This window comes from Cytobacillus spartinae (assembly GCF_042865285.1).
Classification (GTDB): domain Bacteria; phylum Bacillota; class Bacilli; order Bacillales; family Cytobacillaceae; genus Robertmurraya_A; species Robertmurraya_A spartinae.
Genome location: NZ_JBIACK010000002.1, coordinates 384,015 through 408,268 on the forward strand (window position 1 = coordinate 384,015; position 24,254 = coordinate 408,268).

The 24,254-nt window shown below is 35.9% G+C and carries 26 protein-coding genes and 1 riboswitch; of the genes, 15 read left to right on the plus strand and 11 right to left on the minus strand.

The window, feature by feature from the left end; genetic code table 11:
• Positions 1 to 33: 33 nt before the first annotated feature.
• From ytvI to abc-f, 5 genes are all read left to right on the plus strand, one after another.
• The gene (gene ytvI, locus ACFYKX_RS07840) at positions 34 to 1,065 is read left to right on the plus strand and encodes a sporulation integral membrane protein YtvI (RefSeq protein WP_389359763.1); all 1,032 of its coding nucleotides are present in this window, start codon (positions 34 to 36) and stop codon (positions 1,063 to 1,065) included.
• 206 nt (positions 1,066 to 1,271) lie between these two features.
• Positions 1,272 to 1,673 carry a hypothetical protein gene (locus ACFYKX_RS07845; protein WP_389359765.1) on the plus strand — a complete coding sequence of 134 codons (402 nt, stop codon included), beginning with the start codon at positions 1,272 to 1,274 and terminating at the stop codon, positions 1,671 to 1,673.
• Positions 1,674 to 1,940: 267 nt separating this feature from the next.
• Entirely contained in the window at positions 1,941 to 2,045 is a 105-nt protein-coding gene (locus ACFYKX_RS07850) for a YjcZ family sporulation protein (protein WP_389359767.1), read from the plus strand.
• 136 nt (positions 2,046 to 2,181) lie between these two features.
• Positions 2,182 to 2,337, plus strand: coding sequence for a YjcZ family sporulation protein (locus ACFYKX_RS07855; RefSeq protein ID WP_389359769.1), 156 nt, complete (start codon positions 2,182 to 2,184; stop codon positions 2,335 to 2,337).
• A 413-nt stretch (positions 2,338 to 2,750) separates the two neighbouring features.
• Positions 2,751 to 4,454: a ribosomal protection-like ABC-F family protein gene (abc-f, locus tag ACFYKX_RS07860; RefSeq protein ID WP_389359770.1), complete on the plus strand. Its 1,704-nt coding sequence runs from the start codon at positions 2,751 to 2,753 to the stop codon at positions 4,452 to 4,454.
• A 51-nt stretch (positions 4,455 to 4,505) separates the two neighbouring features.
• Here the strand turns inward: abc-f and ACFYKX_RS07865 are convergent, their stop codons facing one another.
• The 5 genes from ACFYKX_RS07865 to ACFYKX_RS07885 are packed head-to-tail and all read right to left on the minus strand — an operon-like array spanning position 4,506 to position 8,082.
• Positions 4,506 to 5,279, minus strand: a complete 774-nt coding sequence (locus tag ACFYKX_RS07865; RefSeq protein ID WP_389359771.1) for a TatD family hydrolase — start codon at positions 5,277 to 5,279, stop codon at positions 4,506 to 4,508.
• Positions 5,280 to 6,017 carry an ABC transporter ATP-binding protein gene (locus ACFYKX_RS07870; RefSeq protein ID WP_389359772.1) on the minus strand — a complete coding sequence of 246 codons (738 nt, stop codon included), beginning with the start codon at positions 6,015 to 6,017 and terminating at the stop codon, positions 5,280 to 5,282.
• A gap of 2 nt (positions 6,018 to 6,019) precedes the next feature.
• The gene (locus ACFYKX_RS07875) at positions 6,020 to 6,781 is read right to left on the minus strand and encodes an ABC transporter permease (protein ID WP_389359774.1); all 762 of its coding nucleotides are present in this window, start codon (positions 6,779 to 6,781) and stop codon (positions 6,020 to 6,022) included.
• A complete protein-coding gene (locus ACFYKX_RS07880; protein WP_389359776.1) occupies positions 6,778 to 7,071 on the minus strand; it encodes a thiamine-binding protein in 294 nt (97 codons plus the stop codon). The genes ACFYKX_RS07875 and ACFYKX_RS07880 overlap by 4 nt, the downstream gene beginning before the upstream one ends.
• Positions 7,072 to 7,083: 12 nt before the next feature.
• Positions 7,084 to 8,082: an ABC transporter substrate-binding protein gene (locus tag ACFYKX_RS07885; protein WP_389359778.1), complete on the minus strand. Its 999-nt coding sequence runs from the start codon at positions 8,080 to 8,082 to the stop codon at positions 7,084 to 7,086.
• Between the two features lie 116 nt (positions 8,083 to 8,198).
• A riboswitch (TPP riboswitch) is annotated at positions 8,199 to 8,308 on the minus strand.
• Positions 8,309 to 8,482: 174 nt separating this feature from the next.
• Here ACFYKX_RS07885 and ACFYKX_RS07890 point away from each other — a divergent pair.
• Positions 8,483 to 9,073, plus strand: a complete 591-nt coding sequence (locus ACFYKX_RS07890; RefSeq protein ID WP_389359780.1) for a cell wall hydrolase — start codon at positions 8,483 to 8,485, stop codon at positions 9,071 to 9,073.
• Positions 9,074 to 9,432: 359 nt separating this feature from the next.
• Here the strand turns inward: ACFYKX_RS07890 and ACFYKX_RS07895 are convergent, their stop codons facing one another.
• Positions 9,433 to 9,576: a hypothetical protein gene (locus tag ACFYKX_RS07895; RefSeq protein ID WP_389359782.1), complete on the minus strand. Its 144-nt coding sequence runs from the start codon at positions 9,574 to 9,576 to the stop codon at positions 9,433 to 9,435.
• A 59-nt stretch (positions 9,577 to 9,635) separates the two neighbouring features.
• Positions 9,636 to 10,718, minus strand: a complete 1,083-nt coding sequence (locus tag ACFYKX_RS07900; protein ID WP_389359783.1) for an FUSC family protein — start codon at positions 10,716 to 10,718, stop codon at positions 9,636 to 9,638.
• A gap of 324 nt (positions 10,719 to 11,042) precedes the next feature.
• On the opposite strand from ACFYKX_RS07900, the gene ACFYKX_RS07905 reads away from it, so the two are divergent.
• A complete protein-coding gene (locus tag ACFYKX_RS07905) occupies positions 11,043 to 11,612 on the plus strand; it encodes an RIO1 family regulatory kinase/ATPase domain-containing protein (protein ID WP_389359784.1) in 570 nt (189 codons plus the stop codon).
• A gap of 112 nt (positions 11,613 to 11,724) precedes the next feature.
• Here the strand turns inward: ACFYKX_RS07905 and ACFYKX_RS07910 are convergent, their stop codons facing one another.
• From ACFYKX_RS07910 to ACFYKX_RS07920, 3 genes are all read right to left on the minus strand, one after another.
• Entirely contained in the window at positions 11,725 to 11,913 is a 189-nt protein-coding gene (locus tag ACFYKX_RS07910) for a hypothetical protein (RefSeq protein ID WP_389359786.1), read from the minus strand.
• 139 nt (positions 11,914 to 12,052) lie between these two features.
• On the minus strand, positions 12,053 to 12,265 hold the full coding sequence (locus ACFYKX_RS07915) for a hypothetical protein (RefSeq protein WP_389359788.1): 213 nt from the start codon (positions 12,263 to 12,265) through the stop codon (positions 12,053 to 12,055).
• A gap of 152 nt (positions 12,266 to 12,417) precedes the next feature.
• Complete coding sequence (locus tag ACFYKX_RS07920; protein ID WP_389359790.1) at positions 12,418 to 13,332, minus strand: hypothetical protein; 915 nt, start codon at positions 13,330 to 13,332, stop codon at positions 12,418 to 12,420.
• Between the two features lie 162 nt (positions 13,333 to 13,494).
• On the opposite strand from ACFYKX_RS07920, the gene ACFYKX_RS07925 reads away from it, so the two are divergent.
• The 7 genes from ACFYKX_RS07925 (at position 13,495) to ACFYKX_RS07955 (ending at position 21,281) form a co-directional block, all read left to right on the plus strand.
• Positions 13,495 to 14,637, plus strand: coding sequence for a hypothetical protein (locus ACFYKX_RS07925; RefSeq protein ID WP_389359792.1), 1,143 nt, complete (start codon positions 13,495 to 13,497; stop codon positions 14,635 to 14,637).
• Between the two features lie 102 nt (positions 14,638 to 14,739).
• Entirely contained in the window at positions 14,740 to 15,396 is a 657-nt protein-coding gene (locus ACFYKX_RS07930) for a PIG-L deacetylase family protein (protein WP_389359794.1), read from the plus strand.
• A gap of 41 nt (positions 15,397 to 15,437) precedes the next feature.
• Positions 15,438 to 16,724, plus strand: a complete 1,287-nt coding sequence (locus ACFYKX_RS07935; protein WP_389359841.1) for a glycosyltransferase family 4 protein — start codon at positions 15,438 to 15,440, stop codon at positions 16,722 to 16,724.
• Between the two features lies 1 nt (position 16,725).
• Complete coding sequence (locus ACFYKX_RS07940) at positions 16,726 to 17,895, plus strand: carboxylate--amine ligase (RefSeq protein ID WP_389359796.1); 1,170 nt, start codon at positions 16,726 to 16,728, stop codon at positions 17,893 to 17,895.
• Positions 17,896 to 17,900: 5 nt separating this feature from the next.
• Positions 17,901 to 18,965 (plus strand): hypothetical protein, encoded by a 1,065-nt coding sequence (locus ACFYKX_RS07945; protein WP_389359843.1) that lies wholly within the window; start codon positions 17,901 to 17,903, stop codon positions 18,963 to 18,965.
• A gap of 82 nt (positions 18,966 to 19,047) precedes the next feature.
• Positions 19,048 to 20,295: a glycosyltransferase family 4 protein gene (locus tag ACFYKX_RS07950; protein ID WP_389359845.1), complete on the plus strand. Its 1,248-nt coding sequence runs from the start codon at positions 19,048 to 19,050 to the stop codon at positions 20,293 to 20,295.
• Positions 20,296 to 20,366: 71 nt separating this feature from the next.
• On the plus strand, positions 20,367 to 21,281 hold the full coding sequence (locus tag ACFYKX_RS07955; RefSeq protein ID WP_389359798.1) for an NAD-dependent epimerase/dehydratase family protein: 915 nt from the start codon (positions 20,367 to 20,369) through the stop codon (positions 21,279 to 21,281).
• Between the two features lie 90 nt (positions 21,282 to 21,371).
• On the opposite strand, the gene ACFYKX_RS07960 is transcribed toward ACFYKX_RS07955, so the two are convergent.
• Positions 21,372 to 22,250 carry a metal-dependent hydrolase gene (locus ACFYKX_RS07960; RefSeq protein ID WP_389359800.1) on the minus strand — a complete coding sequence of 293 codons (879 nt, stop codon included), beginning with the start codon at positions 22,248 to 22,250 and terminating at the stop codon, positions 21,372 to 21,374.
• A gap of 265 nt (positions 22,251 to 22,515) precedes the next feature.
• Here ACFYKX_RS07960 and ACFYKX_RS07965 point away from each other — a divergent pair, with 265 nt between their 5' ends.
• On the plus strand, positions 22,516 to 24,096 hold the full coding sequence (locus tag ACFYKX_RS07965; protein WP_389359802.1) for a peptide chain release factor 3: 1,581 nt from the start codon (positions 22,516 to 22,518) through the stop codon (positions 24,094 to 24,096).
• Positions 24,097 to 24,254 lie beyond the last annotated feature (158 nt).

Consider the following 24,254-nt stretch of genomic DNA (forward strand, 5'->3'; position numbering starts at 1 on the left):
CATCTATTCGATTACCAAACAGGAGAGAAATTCATGAGGAAGAATATCATCATTATTTTAGTTGGGCTCATTATTGGCGTAGTATTTATCCCGTATACCATTACGCTAATCTTAGCTTTAGTCACAGCACTTTTATTAGAAGGTTTGGTAAATTGGTTTGAAAAAAAGTTTCGCTTAAGCCGAGTAAATAGTGTAATTCTAGCTTTTATTAGCTATATTTTAATACTAATTGGGATCGGGTATCAGCTTCTGAAAATCACAATAGAACAAATTACGAGCCTATCTGAAAACACCCCAACCTTAGTACAAGATTTTTATTTGTCTACCCTTTTACCGATTATAAGACAGATGTACCAATACTTAGAAACCTTACCAAGTGAGGTGGTACTATCTGTAGAAAATACGATTGAAAATAGTGTTAATTCGCTAGATTCCTTTTTACAAACCTTGTTTTCGTCTGCATTTAGTTTAATTACAGCAATACCAGGCTTTTTAATAGAATTTTTAATTTATCTAATTGCTTTATTTTTAATTACACTGGAGCTTCCGAATTTAAAGCAAAAATTATCCCAATATTTAACCATAGAGACAAAAACTAGAGTTTCATTAGTTACCAATAAGTTAACTAGTGCAGGAATTGGCTTTATTAAAGCTCAAATTATACTAAGCGCTCTTACTTTCATGTTGGCCTTTGTGGGACTTGCAGTACTAGGCGTTTCCAATAAGGTCTTAATTTCTTTGTTAATTGTTATAGTGGATATTCTACCTATTTTGGGGACAGGCTCTGTATTAGTGCCTTGGGGAATTGTAGCAATCCTGCAAGGGGATAATTTCTTAGGCATTGGTTTGATTATATTGTTTGTTGTTATTACGGTCATTAGACGAACAATAGAGCCTAAGGTTTATTCTACAAATCTAGGGATTTCCCCATTAGCTTCACTTATTAGTCTATATATAGGATTTAAGCTATTAGGATTTATTGGACTATTTGCAGGTCCAGCAGTTGTGATCGTGTTTGATACGTTAAGGAAGGCAAATATTTTAAAAATGAATTTTAAAATATAAGGGATTTAAATCTTAGTACCTATACTAAAATAATAAACTTAGTTATTTTGGCAATGTTATAGAACCATCATACTATGATATGTTTATACGTAAAGAATCCAAACAGAGATCAAGCAATAACTAGTAAGTTGATATGGCGATATAATATCAAACTCAATTGAGGTGCTTGGGGAATTTTTCAACTAGACATGGAGGACTATCGTAACATGATTTGGAACAGTTTAGAAGGAATTAACATGTGGAAGCTAAATCGGATGCTTAAAAAACTAGCATATTCAAATCTAGCTTTAAAGGAACAAATTAGAGATAATGCTTTAATAATTCCTTTACCATCAAAAACAGAACGAGTATTAACAAGCCAATCAATGAAGGAAGAAATCGTTAATACAATTAAGAGCCTTGATGGATTTGAAACGTTAAAGGTGTGTTTACTAGAGAATTGTAAGCCAGTATACAGGGAGCAACTGTCCCAATACGGGGTAACCAGATGGCTAGAAATTCCCTTACAACAAGTAATAGAGTACGATTTTAGTTTTACAAACATTAAGCAAATAAATCCTAAAACTTACAAACTTAGCTCCGTTAAATCTCAATATGCATCGAGATAATAAAGAGATCCCTTGTGGTATTACACAGAGGGATCTTTTTTGTTTTTCTAGAGGACAATATTGATTGATTTTACAGACTGAATATCAGTTTAAATAAGCCCATTTTTGAGAGGGAGAATGATTCAATAAACGCCTACTGGATAACCTTTTTTAGCCTGTAGGCAAATCAACATGATGAAAAAGTCTAAAAAATGTGCGTTTGTCTATTCGCACTTTTTGGGTCAAATGAATAGGATATATTGACTCAAAATAAGGAGGTAATAAAAAATGTCAGGTACTGTTGGATACGGCGGCGGATTCGCGCTACTTGTTGTTCTGTTCATTCTTTTAATTATCATTGGTGCTTCTTGGGGCTACGGATACGGTTACTAATAAAAGGTTCTAAACTAAACTCATTCGTGTGTGTAAACAGTTAGAAACCTAGCAGTTTCAGGCTAATGTGTTTTTCTATTATTAAATAGAACATGTTCACGAATTGAGGCCTATTTAAAAGGAGGGGATATTAAACATGTACGGATATGGCGGATATGGTGGCTATGGATACGGTTGTGGCTATGCAGCGCCAACGGCAGTTGGAGGAGTTGGCTACGGTGGAGGCTTCGCGCTGATTGTAGTTCTATTTATCCTATTAATCATTGTCGGTGCTGCTTGCTTTAAGTGGTAATGAGATAAGGTTAGGGTTGTAAAAAGCAGAGGGGCTAACCTCTGCTTTTTATGTTGACAATTAGTGGAAGGATTTATATACTTTAGGTAATTATTTGAAGGGAATGATAAAGGGGAATGAAGTATTAATCTTATTTTTTAGGAAGCGTATGAAAGGATTTATTTCATAAGGATTTTAGGTTGATAGCGATAAGAAATTTAGCTGTTTGCCTGTGATCACTATAACGCAAATTTCCGAAGAATAGGATTAGTATGCCCTTTTTTGTAAATGTATTTGAGCAAGTAAACGCTAGGTTTTTGCATGGCCTTTTTTTGCTCTATATATTTTTATATTTGGCGAACTATATCCTCTTCGGGCTTCCGGAGAGGATTTCTTATGTCAAATTCTCTCCGGCATTAGGAGAGGTGATTTTTATGACGATGATGAAAGTAATCGGAATTCATAAGAGCTTTGGTGACAAAGAGATATTAAAAGATATTAAATTTACAATAAATGCGAACGAGCGAATTGGGATAGTCGGTTATAACGGAAGCGGTAAAACGACCTTAGCGAATATCCTATTTGGAAAGATTGGTTTTGATAAAGGTGTTATTGAAACACCAAATGGTTCACTTAAAATTGGCTATTTACTTCAATCTGTGGACTACACAGTGAATGATTTTCAGCAAGTTTATACTGACTTAGAGAATCATGAATTATTGATTCATACGAGTCAACTAGGCTTAGGGAATATTTCTAAATGGAATCCCAGTAGGGCGGAGCATTTAAGTGGCGGAGAAAAATTAAAGCTTTCTCTTGCTAAGGTTTGGGCAACAAAACCTGATATGCTTATTTTAGATGAGCCTACAAATCATTTGGATTTTAAAGGTTTAAATTGGCTAGTATCCCAATTGAAATCATTTGATGGTCCTGTCCTCATCATCTCACACGATCGATCATTTCTCGACCAAACCGTCAACCGAATATTTGAAATAGAGGATCGTGAGTTGGTTCAGTACAGTGGGAATTACACCGAGTATCGGGAAGAAAAGAAAAAAAGGAGGGAGGTACAGGAACATCAATATACAAATCAGCAACGATACAAGGCCAAAATTGAACAACAAATGGAGAATCTTTCTAGATGGTCTGATAAAGCACATCGTGAGTCAACGAAACAGGATGGATTTAAAGAATATTTCCGAGTGAAGGCAAAAAAGATGGATATTCAGGTCAAGTCAAAGCTGAAGCGGTTAGAGCAGGAACTGGAAAAAAACAAAATTGATAAACCTAAAGAGGACACGAAGATTTTGTTTCAGTTCGATTCATCTGGTAAGCGCGGGAAAAGAGTAATAGAGGCCAGTGGTATAGGGAAAAACTACGGAAATAACACATTATTTACCGATTCGAATTTTTATATTAAATACGGAGAAAGAGTAGGAATCATAGGTGAGAATGGGGCCGGAAAGACTACTTTTATAAGGTTATTGCTCGGAGAAGAGGAATTAACAAAAGGTGAGCTCTGGAAGAGTGAATCATTGAAAATCGCTTACTTAAGTCAAGACGTTCATGATCTACCAGGGGATATGAGTGCCATAGACTCGCTACAGTTATCCCATCAATCTGAGATTTTCAGAGCCCGGACGATATTTGCAAATTTAGGTTTAAAACAGGATAAGATTATACAGAAAGTCAATTCTTTAAGTCTAGGTGAACGAATTCGTGTCAAGCTAACTGATATTCTAATGAAGAACTATGATTTATTGATACTCGATGAACCGACAAATCATTTAGATTTACCAAGCAGGGAGCAACTAGAGGAAACGCTTTCTGAGTTTACAGGTACCATTTTAACCGTTTCGCATGATCGCTATTTTCTTGAAAGACTCAGCGATAAGCTGCTAATTTTTGAAAATAAACAAATCAAGCGATTTGAAAAGGGGCTTAAACAGTATTTAGGAACCGAAAAATCAAAAAAGTCCAGAGATAGTCATAAGGAAGAGGAACTTATGGTCATCAATAACCAAATAACGGCGATTTTAGGTGAACTAAGTTTTCTTACGCCAGGGGAAGAAAAATATTTGGAATTGGACCATCAATTTAAACAGCTTATGGAAATGAAAAAGCAATTATTAGGTTAAAGACTCAACCCCAGCAAGGATACTTCTAGCTGGGGTTTAGGATTAACGTATTTAGAGCCCATAAAAATCTTTTGTGTTCCTATAAATTTGCTCTAACACCTCAGGTTCAGTAAGCTTCTTAATTTGTGATATGACCTTAATAGATTCCTTCATCATAGTCGGGTTAGTAAGAGTACCCTTAAATGGCCCTTCAAATGCCCATGGACCATCGGTTTCAACCATTATTTGTTCTAGTGGGTAACAACGAACCAGATCTTGAATTTCTTTTTCATATACAATATCAGGAGTAACTGAAACAAAGTAACCATTATTCTTCATTCTTTCAAGAGTTTTGTAATCGCCTTTAAACCAATGAAAATGTGCTTTAGTTACAGAATGCTTTTCAAGAAGGGTACATGCAATTGGAGCATCATCATATACAGCGTGAAGAACAATTGGTTTATCCAATTGTTTACTTAAGAGGATAAACTGCTCCAATACCTCTAAATATCTTTCTAATGAAAAATTAACAACGTTTTTACCTGTTCTTAAGTAGAATGGGAGACCAACCTCACCAATTGCAACCATTTTATCTTGATTTTCTTTAATCCAATTGAAAAGTTCTTCAAGCTCCTGTCCTGGTGGAAGAGCCTGTTCAGGGTGAAACCCAAAAGCTGGTTTCACTTTCTCGAACTTTTCAGCTAAAAGCAAATTTTTCTTACAAGAATCCAAATGAAAAGAGACAGAAATTATGCTTTCTACTTGATTGGTCATGGTCATGAGTTGTTCTAACTCATCATCTTTATAAAGATCAAGATGCACATGAGCATCAATTAAATTAACCAATTAATCACTTCCTTTTAGAGAAAAGTGTACTTTCTTTTTCCAGTGTAAGAAATCTTCTTGGAGTAGAAGCTCTTCTGAACGAGGTCTATCAAAAGGTACCAAGAAATCATCTTTTACATTGGCAGGTTTATTAGACAATATGATGATTCGGTCAGATAGGAATAAGGCTTCTTCAATGTTATGGGTAATAAATAAAATCGTTCTACGATACTCTTCCCAGATAGACAACAACCATTTTTGCATATCAAGACGAGTTAATTCATCTAAGGCAGAAAAGGGCTCATCAAGGCAAATGACTGGCTGGGGGCTTTGGAGTGCGCGAATAAAGGCTGCCCGTTGTTTCATACCTCCAGAAAGTTCATGGGGAAATGCATCTATATACTGCTCAAGACCAGCTATTTGTAACATCTCTTTTGCTTTCTCTTTGTCTTTTTTTCCGTGCAATTCCTGTCCTAATAGTACGTTTTGCAAGACGGTTCTCCATGGAAGTAGAGAAGGAGTTTGTGGCATGTAACTAATATGGCCACGATTCCCCGTAATTTCTTGATCTGCTAATTGAATCGAGCCTGTGTTGGGGGAAAGGATTCCTCCGATGAGATGAAAGAGGGTACTTTTTCCACTACCCGATGGACCAAGAATAGAAACAAATTCACCTTCATTTATCGAAAAACTTAAGTGTTGGATGACCGGGTTATTCCCGAACTGTTTTGTTAGATTCTTTACTGTTAAGAGACTCAAGGTTATTCATCCCCCTTATTCTGCCATCGAACAAGCCTATTTTCTGCAAGTTTTATCATTCCAAAAAAGATTAAGCTTAGAATCATAATTGCAAAGATGGCTACAAAGACTCGATCTGTTCGGAAGGAGGAGGAAGAAAGGGTCATATAAACACCAATACCGCCTTTTGCACCTAGCCATTCGGATATGACAGCGCCCATTACACTATAAGTAGCAGAAATTTTTAAACCTGAAAAAATAGAAGGTAGGGCGTACGGAAATTCAAGCTTCCAAAATAATTGACTCTTTGTTGCTCCTGCCATTTTCATATAATGAGTCAATTCCGGGGCTGTTTGCTTAAAGCCATCTAAAGCTGCGACGGTTATTGGAAAGAAACATACGAGTGTTATAACGATTATTTTCGGTAGCAATCCAAATCCAAACCAAATGACAAGCAGCGGAGCAAGGACGATAATCGGTACATTTTGAGACAGGATTAACAATGGATAAACAGATTCTCTAATAAATGGAATAAGATGTAGAATAATGGCAGTAACTAAGCCAATGCATGATCCTATCAATAGACCGAGGAGAGCAAGCTTTGTTGTTGAAAGTAAATGTGGAGAAAAATTACCCCACCCAATAATTGCTTCACTTCCTATTTTTGATGGAGGAGGTAAAAGCCAGTCAGGTACTTCAGCTACCTTTACGATAATTTCCCATAGAATGAATAAAAGGAGGAGAACCAGTGCAGGTCTCCATCCTCTTTTTAACGAAGTCTTCATGGACGATATTTCTCCGTAAGTTTATCCATGGACACTCCATCAGGCTGATACAAAATTTTTACCTGAGAAATTACATTGCTACTTCCTATTTCAATCATCCTCTCATTCATCTGAGTGATGATTTGAAGTAAATGTTCAAGATTTCCTTCCATGGTTGTTTCTAATGGATGAACCTCGTATTTAACACCAGATTCTTGAATAATTGATATTGCCTCATCAACGTAGGGGATTACACTTTCCCCATTTTTTGTTTTCGGCAGTATTTGAATACTAACAAGCGCATTGCTCATTCAAATGCCTCCTTACTCAGGTAAAAATTCGTTTGTGAATGCTTTTTCAGCTTCCAATTCTTTTTCTAATAATCCATTTTCATACATCCAAGAAGCATAGTTCTCCCAAACTTCTTGTTTTTGTACTCCCCATCTATTTGCATCATCTTGATATTTTGGGGATAGCCATTCTTGACTTGCTTTTACTAAATCAGCATCTAGGTCAGGTGCAGCAGCTAATAAAATTTCTGCAGCTTCAGCAGGATTGTCAATCGTAAATTGATAGCCTTTAGAAACAGCTGCTACAAATGCTTTAACGGTTTCAGGGTTGTCTGATATCATTTTCTCATTTGTTGTTAAAACTGGCGTATAATAGTCTAGTTTCTCCGAGTAGTCCGTTAAGTAGACCATATTAATTTCTTCTCCGCGTAGCTCTGCCTCAACACCAGTCCAACCATAATAAATCCAAGCAAAGTCAATATCTCTTTTAACAGCTGTGAAAAAATCGGAATCACCCATGTTTACAAAAGAAACTTTACTTACATCTGAATCTTGTTGTTGCATCAGTGAAGCGATAACAGATTCCTCCACGGGAGAGCCCCAACCACCATACGTTTTGCCTTCAAAATCTTTAGGTTCTTTAATATTTTTCTCTACAGGAGAGGCAAAACCAGACGTATTATGTTGAATAATAGCTGCAATTGACACCAATGGTACTCCTTGAACACGAGCCTGTGTAACACTTTCTTGGTAACCTATTCCGAATTCAGATTGACCTGAAGCTACTAGCTGATCTGCTCCAGCTTCACCAGGCATGATAATCTCAACATCTAGGCCTTCTTCTTCAAAGTAACCCTTATCAGCTGCTACATAAAGTCCCGTATGATTGGTATTCGGTGTCCAGTCAAGTACGACAGTAACTTTCTCTAGTTCTTCTTTCTTCGGGTCGTTTGCAGATTCATTTTCTTCGTTTGCGCCACACCCAGCTAATAAGAATGCAGTGGATAAAATTGCTAACCATTTTTTCTTCATATAGTACCTCCTAGGTTGTTCATGCAAGAATAGAAGAGGATAAAAGGAATGACCCTAACAAAAAAGCACCCAAGGTAAGAACCTGGGCGCATATTTACAAACAATATATGTACAACATTGTTTTAGAATATGTTTCCTACGCTGGTTTTAACCAGATCAGGTTCAAAGGGTCAACATCTTAAGGATGAAATCTCAACCGGCAACACCGGTCCCCCTACTATTCTTACCTATTTAATTGCATTTTCATTATAACAGATTCTTTTTTTTTGGCTAGCAAAATGAATGTATTATTTTAGAAAATAGTTCTTTTATCTCTTGTGGTAAAAATTGGCGCGAAAATTCAGGGGGAAAGTATGTTACCGTAGTAGGTATGTTAAATTAAAAAAATGGAGGAGATACGATGAAGAAGATTGTAGGTTTACTTACAATTATGATCATGTTCTCATTCCAACTAATGAATGTTGGTTCTAAATCATCTGCCCAAACGATTGATGGGATTGATATATATACAGTTAAGGATGAGGACACATATTTTAAAATTGCCCTTGAACATGGAGTATCTGAAATCGAGCTACAACAAATAAACTTTAATAGCCATTTAAAGGCCGGAGATAAGATTATTGTTCCTAAAGGAATCACAGAAAAGGAAAAAGATTTATTAGCAAGGCTAGTTCATGCGGAAGCAAAAGGGGAGCCATATGCGGGGAAAATAATGGTTGGATTAGTTGTATTAAACCGTATGGAAAGTGATGAGTTCCCAGATACGATTAAAGATGTTATTTATGAAAAAAGACAATTCCAACCGGTTGATAACGGAATGATCAAAGATCCAGCTGGTGATGAGTCAAAAGCTGCTGTCGAAGCTGCAATTGCCCTTAAAGGACAAGCTACTGACGCTTTATATTTCTTCAATCCAGATCAGACTAGCAGCAAGTGGCTTCGTACAAAAACAGTTACGACTGAAATTGGGAATCATCGTTTTGCGAAATAGTTGTATTTGTGGCAGGCTCTTTTGGCTTGCCTTTTGCGGTTTTGGTTTGTCGGATTTAGTCGAATAATCGATAAGTTGAAAAAATCGTGCATATAAATCTGAAATTCGTTCATAAATTTAGAAATTCGTGCATATAATCGGAAATTCGTGCATAAGTGCTTGATTTTCTTATACAAAATTAATTAAGCTTATCAAATTGACAAAACGTCCTAATTTTAAAAAGAAATCTTATGCAAATCGATCCACTAGCACAAAAATTTCCGTATTCATACATTAAAAAAGTCACTCATCTGAACTTCGTACTAAATACCAATAATATACAGAAAGAACAAGGTCAAATATGCCTTGTTCTTTTCATTTTATTCAACCGGTTCTGTAGTTTTATTTTCTTCCTTTGGAGTGATATGAGATTCAAAACCATATCCTGTAGAGCTTATTTCTAAGACCTCTTTTTTTTCGTCCTGTTGATTCTTTTTATAATCTTCGTTCGTATTGTTTATCATTTAGCTAGTCACCTCAAGGTTAGGATACTCCACGAGCAAATAACTATGCTAGCTCAGCTTCATACATCCTTATTAAACTTTTGAACAGGAACGGTAATGGCTTGTTGTTTCCACTCGCTTTTATGTATTTTCTGAAGATCCTGTGCTAAAACATCGATTGAAAGCAGTTCGAAATAAATGATTGCTTTAGAAGGAAAGTGTTGATGTTTAGTAGTATGATCTTGAACATCTATTTTTTTCCTCATCTGCCAAAACTCTTCAGATAGATCATTAATTAATATTGAATGCTCTTTTGGAATATTGTGATTCTCAGAACTTAAAATATTTGATATTGATTTGATGGTATGATTCACTTTTAGTTTTTCCGTCGAGTTGAAGATATCTTTTTCTACGGGCATATAAATTAAATTTCCAATATGGTAAAGGATTTGTCTTATAACAAAAAGTTTTTTATGCTCATAATGATACTCACGCATTTGTAGCTTTGTATGGCGATGGTACTTCCATTCCTCACGCTGAAATTGGCAGAGTTGCTCTGTCTTCTCAACTTGCTTCATTAATTTTTCAAACGTTAATAGATTATTTTTATTGATTTTGCCATTCATCATTTCCTTTATTCGTTCCATCAATAAATTGGCTGATTGTTCGTATAAATGAGCCGTATTTTTAACAATATCTTTTGAATAGTTAGGTGGAAAAATAAAAATATTAACAAGAGTAGAAACAGCCAGGCCAATAGAAGTAGTCGTTAATCTTACAAAGAAAGACTCTAAATAATGGTCATGTGTGGTTGGAATCATATTTACTGCTGTTAGCGTTGCAACGAGAATCCCAGCTTCTAGTTTAAGCTTGTGACAAGTAATAATGGTCAACACGGCAGATAATGCGTAGGTGATAGCTTGGTCACCAAATATATAGGTGAAAATCATAGAGTAAGCAGCCCCGATAGCTGAAGCCGGAAAACGAACTACTCCTTTTTTTATAGAATCAGATGCAGTAGGTTCAATGGTAACAATCGCCGTTATTACTGCAAAAATAGCTGGAAGGTTAAAGTATTGGCATAGGGCTGCAGTTACAAAAACGGCAATTCCAGTTTTGTAAATACGCCCACCGACAAACTTGGCTTTAAAAAACTTCTTCATTGAGCAAAACCCCATCACATAAGGAATTGAAAATGTACATATGTTAATAATTGTTAGTATGTGCAATTTATATGATTTATAGGCATTTAAGAGATACTTTAAATACTATTAGTAATACCTTAAAAAGAGGAATGTTCCATACAGTATATTTTACTAAATTACAAATGAAAAACATTTAAAATGTAAAATGATACAGTCAAATTGACGACCACGAAAAAACCTAGCAAATCTTGATTGAAATTATACTTTTGTCCGCGTTTCCTACTACAGTGTATTTTCATAGGATAAAGGAAAGGAAATCAATGAAGCTAGGGAGTGAAATCAGTGGAGAGTTATTTTAAAAAAGATAACACGGATCGAGAAGGAAGGATTACTAGAAAAGAGTTAGCGGAATATACTCTTATAGGAGACGGGAAAGATGGCGAGGTGTACAGAATTTCTGATGATAAGTGTGTAAAACTATTTTTTAAAGAAGATATTCAAGAAAAGGAATTAGAAGCGCTTCAAGCCGGACAATCGTCACCAGTTATCCCTCGTTTATACGAATATGGCAAAAATTATATCGTGATGGAATTTGTAAAGGGTACTTCACTTGCACGTATTTTAAAAAAAGAGCAGCAAATTACGGAAGAGTTAACAAATAAAATTTTACTTATGCTCGATGAATTAAAAAAGATCGGATTTACGAGATGGGACACAGAAATACGACATGTACTTATAAATGAAGAAGGAAATCTAAAAGTAATCGACCATAAAAGAGCCTTTTCTTCGGAAAGTCCGGTTCCAACAAAGTTATTAAAAGGGTTCAAAAAGTATGGACTCTCAGGTGATTTTTTAGCACATGTTAATCAACTAAGACCCTCTGTCTACTCTGAATGGAAAAAATATAAATAGGAAAACTAGGTTTAATCTCTTTTAGGACTTTCATATATACAAGCATAGATATGTATCCACCTTTCCAAAGACTTTGCTAGGAAAGGTGATTTTAGTTTCTTTAATAGTCTATTTATAACTTTTTAATGGTTACTCCATCCAATTGGGTGAACAGAACATCGCCTTCTTCATTTGCCCATACTAGGAACTCATCTTCTACAGAAAGGAATATTCCCTCGCAAAAAAGTTTCTCTGCTCCTGACAACACTTCTAGTTTATCACCTATTGTAAAGACCTCGTTCAACTTGTGTGCTAGACTCATGGATTAGCCTCCTATATATGAATTTATTAGTCTATATATAGTATTAAAAATTGAATTGAGTGTAAGGGCATAGACCTATTTTCGAGATAAGTATACAAATAAAAAATGACTGGGGATTACCCAGCCATTCTAGTAAAGACTATATTTTGCGGACAGTGATGTTATCTAAATTAGTTGTATTTAGATCACCATCATCGTCAACCCATACAAGGACATTTCCACTTGCATACACAAATGAACCTTCGTCGATGTCGTCATCACCAGATAATACCTCAATTTTGTCCCCTAATGTTAAAATTCTATTTAGAAACTCAGCCATATTATCGATGTCATTCCCACCGAAAAATGTCATGTTGTTTCCTCCTTTCTTTTTAGTATACTCTATCTTTATGCCGTTTTACGAAAAGTGGAAAGGGCGAATCATCTATTTTTTGCAATATTAGTGAATATGGTCATTTTTACTAGTTTTAAACTTAAATTGGTTAAAAGACTATTAATGATAGGCTAGTACTTTTGTCCTTCTCCATCATCGTCCTTTTCTATATGATCTCTTTCTTGAAAAGGCTCCTCAAAATGACTAGAAGATTCAGGTTCGTCAATCACTTGAAGAAGTTGATTCTCAACTGATGGGGATTCATCTGCTAGGGCATCTTGATAAGATAAATAATCGTTTTCAATAGGCTCAAAGGAGAGATCGTGAGGTAGCTCTAAAATCGATGAATGATTGTCGTTCTCTAAGCTGTGTTCCTCGGCATCCGCTAATTCACTAGATTCCACTTCAAGTGAGTTAGTTCCACTAGATTCCTCCATTAAAATATCTTCTTGTCCTTCATCAGTTATGAGATCCTGCTCAAGTATAGGTTTACTATCTTCGTGAATCTCTTTATCAAAAGGATCTTGAGTAGCTATCAACACCTCGGTTAATTCATGGTTCAGATTAAAATTTTCATCCCTAGATACGCTTTCTTCAATATCATTCTCTATTTCAGATTCTAATTCTGGGTCAGAATCCTGTTCGAAGTTCCCCTCGTACTTAGCAAAGGTTATGATTTCTTCGTCAACTGTTTGACGGTCATCCTTTATGTGTTTTTGTTCTTTTGATTTATGATTTTTATAACTTTCTTTATTCTTTTTACGGTCCTTTTTTTTAGGGTCGTGAACCTTCCGTATGCTTATTGGACCTCCAAGGTGCTGAACATTCAGTTCACCTGAGCTATTAACCCAAATTAAAAGATTATCAGTCGCCACAACAAATGAGCCTTTATAGTCTAGTCGTTTATCACCGGAGAAGACCTGAATATGATCCCCCATACTAAAAATGAAGTTAAGTGCTTCAGCAGCAGTTAAGGATTGCAAAAATGATAATTGATTTTTGAACTTAGATGAAAAAGGATTTTCCGAATCATTCCTTTCTACCATATTAATCACTCCTTTATTAAAAATAGGTTAAAACCTTTATCTATATATATGTCTAGAATAATGGAGAGTTCAGCCTATTTTTCCATTATTATACATTCCTAATCACCTATATTTTGCATGGGAATAAGTTGGTATTAATATAAAATCTTTGGAGTGAAAATAATGACAAATTGTTATTTATATATAAATGAATATATTACGCCGAAGATCTATTCTGAGTACTTGCTGAAGAAATTTATAAGGGAGCTCTCGTGTCATAATCAATCGATCTACATCAGTTACCTACACAAAAATGTTTTATCTAAGAGGACGAGTACGAAAGACGAGCTTGGTGGGAAAGTCTCAACCAGAACGGGCATGGATAATGGGGAAGGGCAAATGACAAATCGTAAAAAAAATCCGAAAGCTTATGGACATCGTAAAAGGAAGAAGAGGTTCTCATTTAGGCGTTATAGAAATCAATTTGAAGTAAGGTATATAGGAAGAGAAAGTCTCAACCAATTTAAAATTGACTTTTTGTCTCCACCTATAAAAGAATCGGTAAAATATGATATAAAAGACAGCACTTTAATCTTTGAAGTGAAAGATTCAAATGCCCTCGAACCTAAAGAAGATGTCAAGGAATCAAATTTTAGACCAGTGTTTAGTGTAAAGCCAGTTCAAGAGAAAACTGTTATACCTTCTAAAGTAGAAAGCGTGGGAGAATATCAAGAAGAAGAGATGCAACCTATAAACGAGGAAGCCCAGGTAAATTCGGCTGATCCTCTAAATATAGAAGGAAAAGTGGAATTTCAGGAGGATAGATTGATCCATCATATAAGTGAGCAAAGCCCGGATGAACCTAAGGATGAATGGGTGGAATCTAATGATAAAAATAGCATTCCGGACTCTCTCATTAATTGGGACCATTTGACAAATGTTATACAAGATAAAATGACATCATCACCAAATATGTTAGATTTCAATTTTCTAGAGGAAATCTCTTCAGGTTCTCTAGAAAATCAACCTGAAGTGGTTATTGAAGTAGATCAAGTGGAAGACCAATCTATAGAAGAGTCATCCTTTGAACTGGCTAACACTTCTATAGACTATAGAGTTAACCATGTACGTGAAATTCCTTTTCTCGGTAGAGCACTTACATTAGGAGATAAAATCAAAGTGTTTTATGGGAAGGAACTAATAGACTCAGGTTCATTTGTTACGACAGGGCAAGACTATTTTATATGGGTAGATTCAGATGGTTCTTTAAGACTCCAACTTATTAGTGGAGGAATTACAATAGGCAAAGGTAGAAGTAAAAATTAAGATTTTGTAAAGAAAGGCACTAGCCCACGGCTAGTGTCTGTTTCGTCTAATAGACCTATTACATATATTAACCGTAATACAAGATTTATAGGAGTGAAGGGAATGAGAGAGTGTGTGTTAGTCATTGCTGCCCATCCAGATGATGAACTTCTGGGGTTGGCTGGAACTCTAAAAAGACTAGTAGATAGCGGTTGTAAGGTTGTTTCGGTCATTACAGCATTAGGGAGAAAAGAAGAAGCTCACCACATACAAGATATGGGACGGTTAGCAAATAAAGAGATTGGGATAGATGAGGTTATTTTTCTTGAATATCCTAATCTAGAATTAGAAATGTTGCCACTTCACCAACTAAATAAGGATATTGAAGACTTAATAAATAAGTATAACCCTGATAAAATTTTCACTCATCACTACGGTGATTTGAATCGTGATCATCAAATAACCTTTCAGGCAGTGTTAACAGCGGCAAGACCACTTCCAAACAGGAAACCCATTGAATTACTTACCTTTGAAACCGTTTCGTCAAGTGAATGGAATATTCATACGAACGATAAGACATTTAAGCCAAATTATTATGTCGATATCACAAGTACCATTGATGACAAGATAGCGTCACTTAAGTATTACGATGTGGAAATGAGAGACTACCCTCATCCACGCTCATACGAAGGTGTAAAACATATGGCAAATGTTAGGGGAATGACTGTCGGGGTACCATATGCAGAAGCATTTGAAATGATAAGGAGGATTTGGAAGTGAAAGCTGAGTTAATTTTTCCATACCCATACATCATCGAAAAGATGGATCGTTACTACCGAGTAAAATCAACCTCATTTGAAACGATAAACAAGGAGAAAATCGGAAAAAGAAAAGAAAAATCTAAAAAGAAAAAGAAGTCCAAAGAAAAGCCAGGAAAAGCAAAGCTATCTATTCTAATTGCTACGTTCTGGGACTATCCGCATACGGGAGGCTTATCGAATTATATTACCACCCTCAGTAACGGACTGAAAAAACAAGGACACAAAGTAGACATTGTGTCACCGAATCAATTTTCAAGTGCGAAGGTTGGAGAGTTAAGAGAAGCCGTTGTTCCTGAACTTAAGACATTCTTTCATAATCGATATGGAACAAGCAATAGCAAAATTATTCAAAGCTCACGACTTTTGTACATTTATGAGGAAATGTTGAAAAAAATGGACTTGAGCAAATATGATATATTCCACGCTCAGGACCTGTTTACAGCTAATATACTAGGTCGTTTTAATGAAAGCTATGGAAAACCGCTGTTTTTTACTCCGCATGGGATGTTCACGTTCAGTAGGCTACAGTTTAATAGAATCGAAAAGGGTTCAATTGAAGAAGTCTACTATACTGAAATGGAGAGAAAGGCCATTCAGTTTGCCAGCCATATCATCATTTTAAGTGATTCGTTCCGTGAACCTTTGAAAAAGCTTGGAGCCATAGAATCAAAAATGACTACAGTGAATACGGGAATTGATTTTGATGATAAAGCAGCAAAAAAAGGAGCGAAAAAGAGTAATAGCCTCGTGATTTCAACCGTAGCTAGGTTGGGACCTAGAAAGGGGCATAAATATTTACTAGACGCACTAAATCAAGTCAGAAAACATATTGCTAATGCTGAGGTACTCATCGTAGGTGATGGCGAAATGAGAACTGAATTAGAAGAACAAGCAAAAACATTAAACCTAACTAATGTTAAATTTCTTGGAACCAGGGATGATGTTCCTAAGATTCTTGGTCAAACAGATATTTTTGTGTTACCTACAATCAACGACAACTTACCAATATCCATCATAGAGGCAATGCACAGTGGAACAGCCATTATTTCCACTAATTGCGGAGGGATACCAGAAATCATTAAGAATTACCAGACTGGAATTATTGTAGAGCCTGGAGATTCTAAGGCACTTGCTACAGCCATTAGGTATCTACTTAATAATCCAACCAATAGGGAGAAAATAGCTACTAATGCTTATCAATATGCAAAAAAACATTTAACGAGTGATGCCATGCTTTTAACTATTGAAGATATATATAATAGATTTCTAGATAGGGAGAAGGGGTAGAATGGAGCATGAACATCCTGCTGTTGTTCTCGATTTTAGCGCAAACGGAGTTGGGATAATTCGAAGTCTTGCGAGAAAAGGTATAAAAGTTTTTGCGTATGACACAGAAAGACCTTTTCTTACCGGGAAGTCTCGGTTAGCCCAATGTGGGGTGTGCCCAAGTCCATTAAACGAGGAGAAGGAACTACTAGATTTTTTGATTGATTTATCCAATCGTTGTCCCGTAAAACCCGTATTATTTGCGGGTGCTGATGACTATGTTATTTTTATTTCTAAATATCGAGAAGAATTGAGTAACTATTATCTTTTCTTGTACCCCGAACACGACATGATTGAAGCAGTACTAGATAAGAAGAAATCTTATGAATTGGCTGTAAAACATCATATTCCATGTCCGAAAACTTACTTTGTAGAAGGGGAGGAACAGTTAGAAAAGGCGATTGAAAAGCTTGATTTTCCTTGTATTCTAAAGCCTGTACATGGGCATGAGTTTCGGAAAAGTTTAAATAAAAAAGCGATTTTAATTGAGAATTCGGATCAATTAAGAATTGAATATCAGATGTATAGAGATTTAGGGGAGCTAATCATACAAGAAATTATACCAGGGGATAACCAATGCTTTTATAAAGTGGCGACTTTCTATGATGACCAAATGAATCTACTTGCTTTATTTACACTCCAAAAAAATCATCAGTTTCCGATGGATTTTGGAACAGGGGCACATATTGTTAGTAAACGAATTCCAGAACTGGTTGATATTACACTACCTTTCTTTAAGGAGATTTCCCTTAAAGGAATTGGAATGGCAGAGTTTAAAAAAGACCCGAGGGATGGAATATATAAGTTTATCGAAATTAATCCTCGATTTTGGTTAACACATAGTATTACTGAAAAATCAGGAATTGATTTTGTCTATATGTATTATCTCTACCTAACCAATCAGAATCCATCCCCTAGGCTTGAACAGATTGAAGGTGTCAAGTGGATATATCTTGTAAGATACTTTTTAACCTTCCTTGAAAAAAGAAAACGGGGACTCATGACTGTACGAGATTTCTTTACGGGCTTAAAAGGAAAAAAGGAATTTGCTTTACTAGCGTGGGATGATCCTATGCCATTTATTAGAAGCACATGGTCCCACTTAGTTAATTATTGGAAAAGAAAGGAATGAAAGCATTGTATGACTCCAAAACTTTATATGGATCTTTTCAGAAATTAAAGACTGACGATAAGCTATCCCAATCTATAGGGAAAAAGGTATCAATAGAACCTAGTATAGAGTGTTTAAAGTCCACAAAAAGAAGCAGTATTTATAAATTGTCTGTCAAAGCAGCCACAGGACCATTCCCTATAATTTTTAAAATCTATAACTCCACTAACTATAAAAACGAAGTTGAAATTAATTTATACCACAAGGCCTACCCAGTTATGAGGGAGTTTTTACCTAAAATTTACCTTATTGAAGAAAAGGTTAACAAAGACGAGACATGGGTCTTCATGGAGTTTGTTCATCAAATTAGAGGACAATTAACCTTTACGCCGAAGCACTTTGACTACATTATTCCAACCCTCGCAAAACTACATGCCCATACCTATGAAGACAAATTCAAGAAGCAAGGTGACGTGTGGAAATCTTGGCTCCCGGTATATGATTCTACCAAAATGAAAAAAGAGCGAACGAAGTACGTAAATAAAACGGTAGATTTTCTTAATGAAGGGGTTAAGGACAAGCGGATGAAGGATGTGCTTAAACCTTACCATAAATCACTAATAAAGCTATATAGTAATGGACCAGACTTTTTCCCGGAATTGTTAGAAGGTGGATCGTCCATTACTCATGGTGATCTTCATATGCAAAATATATGTAGTCATGATGTTTCCAAAGAAGCCCCTTGGAACATTCAGTTTATTGATTGGGAATCTGCAAAATTTGCTCCATCTATGCTAGACATGATTGTATTAGTTGAAATCCTTTTAGCCTTTAGAAAAGACTGGCAGCCAAGAGGAGAAGAAATTCGTACTCATTGTGTAGAAGTATATACAATGGAAATGAAAAAACATGGGATTGATTTTAAAACAAACCCAATGGATTTATATAAGATGGCCTATTTACAAAGAACACTAGAAAAGGGACTACACACTCAGTTTCGAAGACTCTTTGAAGATCGTGGTGGGGAATTAATACCGTATCATCTAGACAAAATCTCCACTTGGGGCAAGGAGCTTGGAGTTTATAAATAATTCCCATCCTCAACTTTTGGAGGTGAAAACGTTGAAATTTAAAGAGAGCAGTTGCCCTTTTCATTCTAGCTTACTTCATGTAATGGACCAACATTATGGCATCATGAACAAAGACCATCATCATTTAGTGGAAACTTTTCAAAGTTTCGGAAAAAAAAAGTCCATCACTAAGAAGCCAACATCCAAGCTAAAGATTCTATATGTCACCTTCTTTGAGTATCCGCACATGGGAGGACTATCCCATTATATAACATCCGTAAAAGAGGGATTCGAGAATAGGGAGCACGAAGTAGTGGTTCTTTCTCCAAATCAAATGTCAGAGAAAGATTTGCAGCACCGAATACCAGAAGTAGCGAATGAAGTTAGAGCATATATGCTAAAGAGATATGGTGAGGTAAATGAAAAGATTATAAAAAATACTAGTTTCTTAATCGTATTCGAAGAGTTCTTAAGGATGCAACATCTAGAAAAATTTGATGTGATACATGCTCAGGATCTTTTTGCTCTGTTTGTACTAGGAAAGTTAAATCAAGAGTATCAAAAGACGATATTTTTTACTCCACATGGTTTCTTTACAAAAAGTCGATTGAAGTTTAACAAGATGAAAAAAGGATCTCTAGAGGAAGCGTACTTTACAGAGGTTGAAAAACAAGGTATTAGGGCATCTGATGAAATTATTATTATAAGCGATTCCTTCCGTAACCCTTTAATAGATTTTGGAGCAAAAGATGAGAACATGACTACGGTGTATACAGGGATTAATTTTCAGCCAGAGATAAAGGAGAAAGAAGACCATAAATTAATTATTTCTAGTGTTTCTCGTCTTTCTCCTAGAAAAGGGCATGAATATTTTTTTAAGGCCCTTTCACAATTAGAAAAGGAAGAGTTGTCAAAGGTAGACGTATGGATTGTGGGAGACGGTGTAATGAGAGGAAGGCTAGAAAATCTCGTTGAAGAATTGGGGCTAGAAAATGTCATCTTTTTTGGTAAAAGAACCGATGTTGCCAAGTTACTCTCAAAGTCATCAATTTTTGTTTTATCTACCATCAATGATAATTTTCCTCTTTCAGTCATCGAGGCCATGTTTGCAGGTCAAGCAATCATTACGTCCAATTGTGGGGGAATTCCAGAAATGATTCAAGATGGTGAAACCGGAATGATTTGTGAACCTGGGGATACCGATCAGATTAAGGATGCTCTTAAGCTATTAATCAATAACATAGAGTTACGAAATTCTCTAGGAATTGCAGCAAAGACATATGCAGAAAAGCATTTAAGACAAGATGTGATGATTTCTAAACTAGAAAAGGTATATCAATCTTATTTATAGATATTCTTAAAAAACAGAAGAAGTTGAAGGGGAGTTTTTATGATTAAGGATAATTACGTTCGTGATAGAAAATGAAAATACTAGTTACAGGTGGAGCGGGGTTTATCGGCTCCCATGTGGTGGAGGCATTATTAAAAGAAGGCTATACTCCCATTGTACTAGATGATCTATCTAATGGAGATATTCGTAATGTACCTGCTGGGGTGAAATTTTATAATACCCATCTATTCTCAAGAAAAATAAGGATGATTTTTAAAAAAGAAAGACCGGACATTGTTATTCACTTAGCTGCCCAGATTGATGTTTCAAAATCAATTGAGGACCCAGTAGAGGACGCAATGGTTAACATTGTAGGCACCATTAAATTACTGCAATATTGTAAGGAATATAAGGTTAGGAAGTTTATATTTTCCTCGTCTAGTGCTGTATATGGAGAAACAGTAAATCTTGCCATCCATGAAAATACCTCTACTAACCCAATCTCTTTTTATGGAACCTCGAAATTAGTCTCTGAAGAGTATATTGAATTATTTAATAAAATCCATGGTATCCCGTACACAATTTTAAGATATGCTAATGTATTTGGCCCAAGGCAAAAAGCAGATGGTGAAGGAGGAGTAGTCAGTATCTTCATAAAGCAGATGTTGAAAGGGGAGGCACCACTCATCTTTGGGGATGGAAATCAAACAAGGGATTTTGTCTACGTTGAGGATGTTGCTAAAGCAAATGTGCTGGCTATTAAAAATGGAAAAAACGGTATCTACAACATTAGTTACAATCAACAAACAAGTATTAATGATTTATATAACATAATAGCCCAAAAACTCAATCTTAATCATTCCCCTCTTTACAAACCTGCAAGGGACGGAGATATCCTTCATAGTCAATTGGATAACCATCATGCCATTGAACAACTTAAATGGGAACCATCCTGGACAGTAGAATCGGGTATTGTGAAAACGATAGAATATTTTGCGAATGAATGAAGGGAAGAGTAAATTTAAAGATCTCGTGAATAAGTTTTCACGAGATCTTTAACAATTGAAGGGTGCCCTCTAGTCTAGAAAATAACTTAATCATTCCACCAAACTATTCTTCTCAATATACTCAAATAAAAAGGATTGCCCATTTCGATAAAATCTTGGATCATAAACTCCTAATTGTTTATCATCATCCACAATGACTACGAAAGGGGACCATTCGAATAAGGTCTTAGCCTCGGGTCTTTGCTTAAAGAGGGTTTCTAACTCTGCATCTTCTTTCGAGTTTAGTACATATAGCGCTTCTTTTTCCTTGAAGAGATTGTCATCGTAAATCGTTACCGTGTTATCCTTCTTTGTTATGACGGAAAAGGTCCAGGGAATAAAGTTAGCTGAAAGAGCTACTTGATCATAATCAACTTTATACTCTCTATGTAAAATATACCCCTGACTGGTCTGAATGACTAAGTGTAAGATGATAAAACACCATGCCATTCGAAAATAAAACGGTGTACGAACCTTGTTTCTCCTAGATAGCAAGAAGGCGACAGCGAAAATAAGCCAAAAAACAAAATCAACAATAGAGATGGTTCCAAACGTAATTCTTATTGGCGAAAAGGGTTCCAAATAACCAGTACCCCAAGCATTAAATAAATCACTCGTATTATGGATGAAAACGGCTAGTAAGCCTAGATAGAATAATCTCTTGTCTTTAACTTTTAAGAAATACAGACAAAAGAAATAAAATAAAAGAGCCCAAATAGGTGTCAGGAAAATGGAATGTGTAATCCCTCGGTGCCACATTTGATATAGGCCCTCATTGTCCCAAAGCTTTGAAATGACGTCGATATCAGGAATTTGACTCGCCCCAACGGTTGTAATCAAATAAGCAGCTTTTGTTTTGCGGCTCATGTCTGCTTTATCAACGGTTCCATATAAGGCAAGTCCAAAAAGAGTATGTGTTATAGAATCCATGCTGCTTTCACCTCTTGCAAAGTTCATTGAAGCTTATTTTATTATAGACGGAAATCATCCAATAAAAAAAGAATTAGCTATACAAGAAGTACGTTGCAAAGTTTTCATTTGAAGGATATGATTAAAGTTATGGGTTTTAATTTGTAAAGGAATAAGAAGTTAACTCATAAGGTATATAGTTGAAGAATTAGAATCTGATTAAATCATTATATTATGAACTATTGTCAAAATGAGTTTTTATGTATATAGGAAAGGAAATAAAAAGATGTCTAAGCAATTAAAAGATGAAGTATTATCACGTCGTACGTTTGCCATCATATCCCACCCGGATGCTGGTAAAACAACCCTAACAGAAAAGCTACTCTTATTCGGTGGAGCTATTCGTGATGCGGGTACAGTAAAGGGTAAAAAGACTGGTAAATTTGCGACCAGTGACTGGATGGAAATTGAAAAACAAAGGGGAATTTCTGTAACCTCAAGTGTTATGCAATTTGAGTACAGTGGTTGTCGAGTAAATATTTTGGATACACCAGGTCACCAAGATTTCAGTGAGGACACTTACAGAACATTAACAGCTGTAGATAGTGCCGTTATGATTATTGATTCTGCAAAAGGGATTGAGGAACAAACGTTAAAATTATTTAAGGTTTGTCGCATGAGAGGAATTCCTATTTTTACTTTTATTAATAAGCTGGATCGCCAAGGAAAAACCCCTCTTGAACTTCTTGCAGAATTAGAAGAAGTAATGGGAATTGAGTCTTATCCAATGAACTGGCCGATAGGGATGGGGAAGGAATTCTTAGGAATTTATGACCGTTATTACAATCGTATCGAACAGTTCCGTGTTGATGAAAAAGAACGATTTGTCGAACTAAATGAAGATGGTGAAATAGAGGGTGACCATAGATTAAAGGAAAACTCTTTATACGACCAAACACTTGAAGAAATTATGCTGTTAAATGAAGCAGGAAACGAGTTTTCTCGTGAAAGACTTGTGAATGGTGAATTAACACCTGTTTTCTTCGGAAGTGCTCTAGCTAATTTTGGAGTTCAGACTTTCTTAGAAACCTATTTACAATTTGCTCCATCACCTCAAGCTAGAAATTCTACAGATGGTGAGATTGACCCATTATCAGAAGAATTCTCAGGTTTTATTTTTAAGATTCAAGCGAATATGAATCCTGCTCACCGCGACCGTATTGCCTTTTTACGAGTATGCTCAGGGAAATTTGAGCGTGGCATGACGGTGAACATCCCTAGATTAGGGAAACAATTAAAGCTTGCTCAATCCACACAATTTATGGCCGACGACCGGAGTACAGTGGAGGAAGCTGTTAGTGGTGATATTATTGGATTGTATGACCCAGGTACGTATCAAATCGGAGACACGTTAACGGTTGGAAAAAACAACTTCCAATATGAGCGATTACCGCAGTTTACCCCTGAGCTATTTGTAAAAGTAACGGCTAAAAACGTGATGAAGCAAAAGCACTTCCATAAAGGGATTCAGCAACTTGTCCAAGAAGGAGCCATCCAGCTTTTCAAAACCGTCAAGACGGATGAATACCTACTAGGGGCAGTTGGTCAACTACAGTTTGAAGTATTCGAACATCGAATGAAGAATGAATATAATACTGAAGTCCTTATGGAGCGTCTAGGTTCTAAGATTACTCGTTGGGTAGAAAACGACGATGTAAACGAGAATCTTTCAAGCGGACGAAGCTTACTTGTAAAAGATCGCTACGATAAAAAAGTGTTCTTATTTGAGAATGACTTTGCATTAAGATGGTTCCAGGACAAAAATCCAGAGGTTAAGTTATATAACCCAATGGATAGTTATAAATAAAAATGATAAAAACGATCCAGTTTTGGATCGTTTCAGATTGTCGACAAAAGGCATCGAGACTTCGATGCTTTTTGTCTTTTTTATTTATTTTGGAGGGGAAATGGTTGATTTCCGCTCCAGGCGCTTGCTTTCCGGGGGGCGTTCGCCAAGCCTCCTCG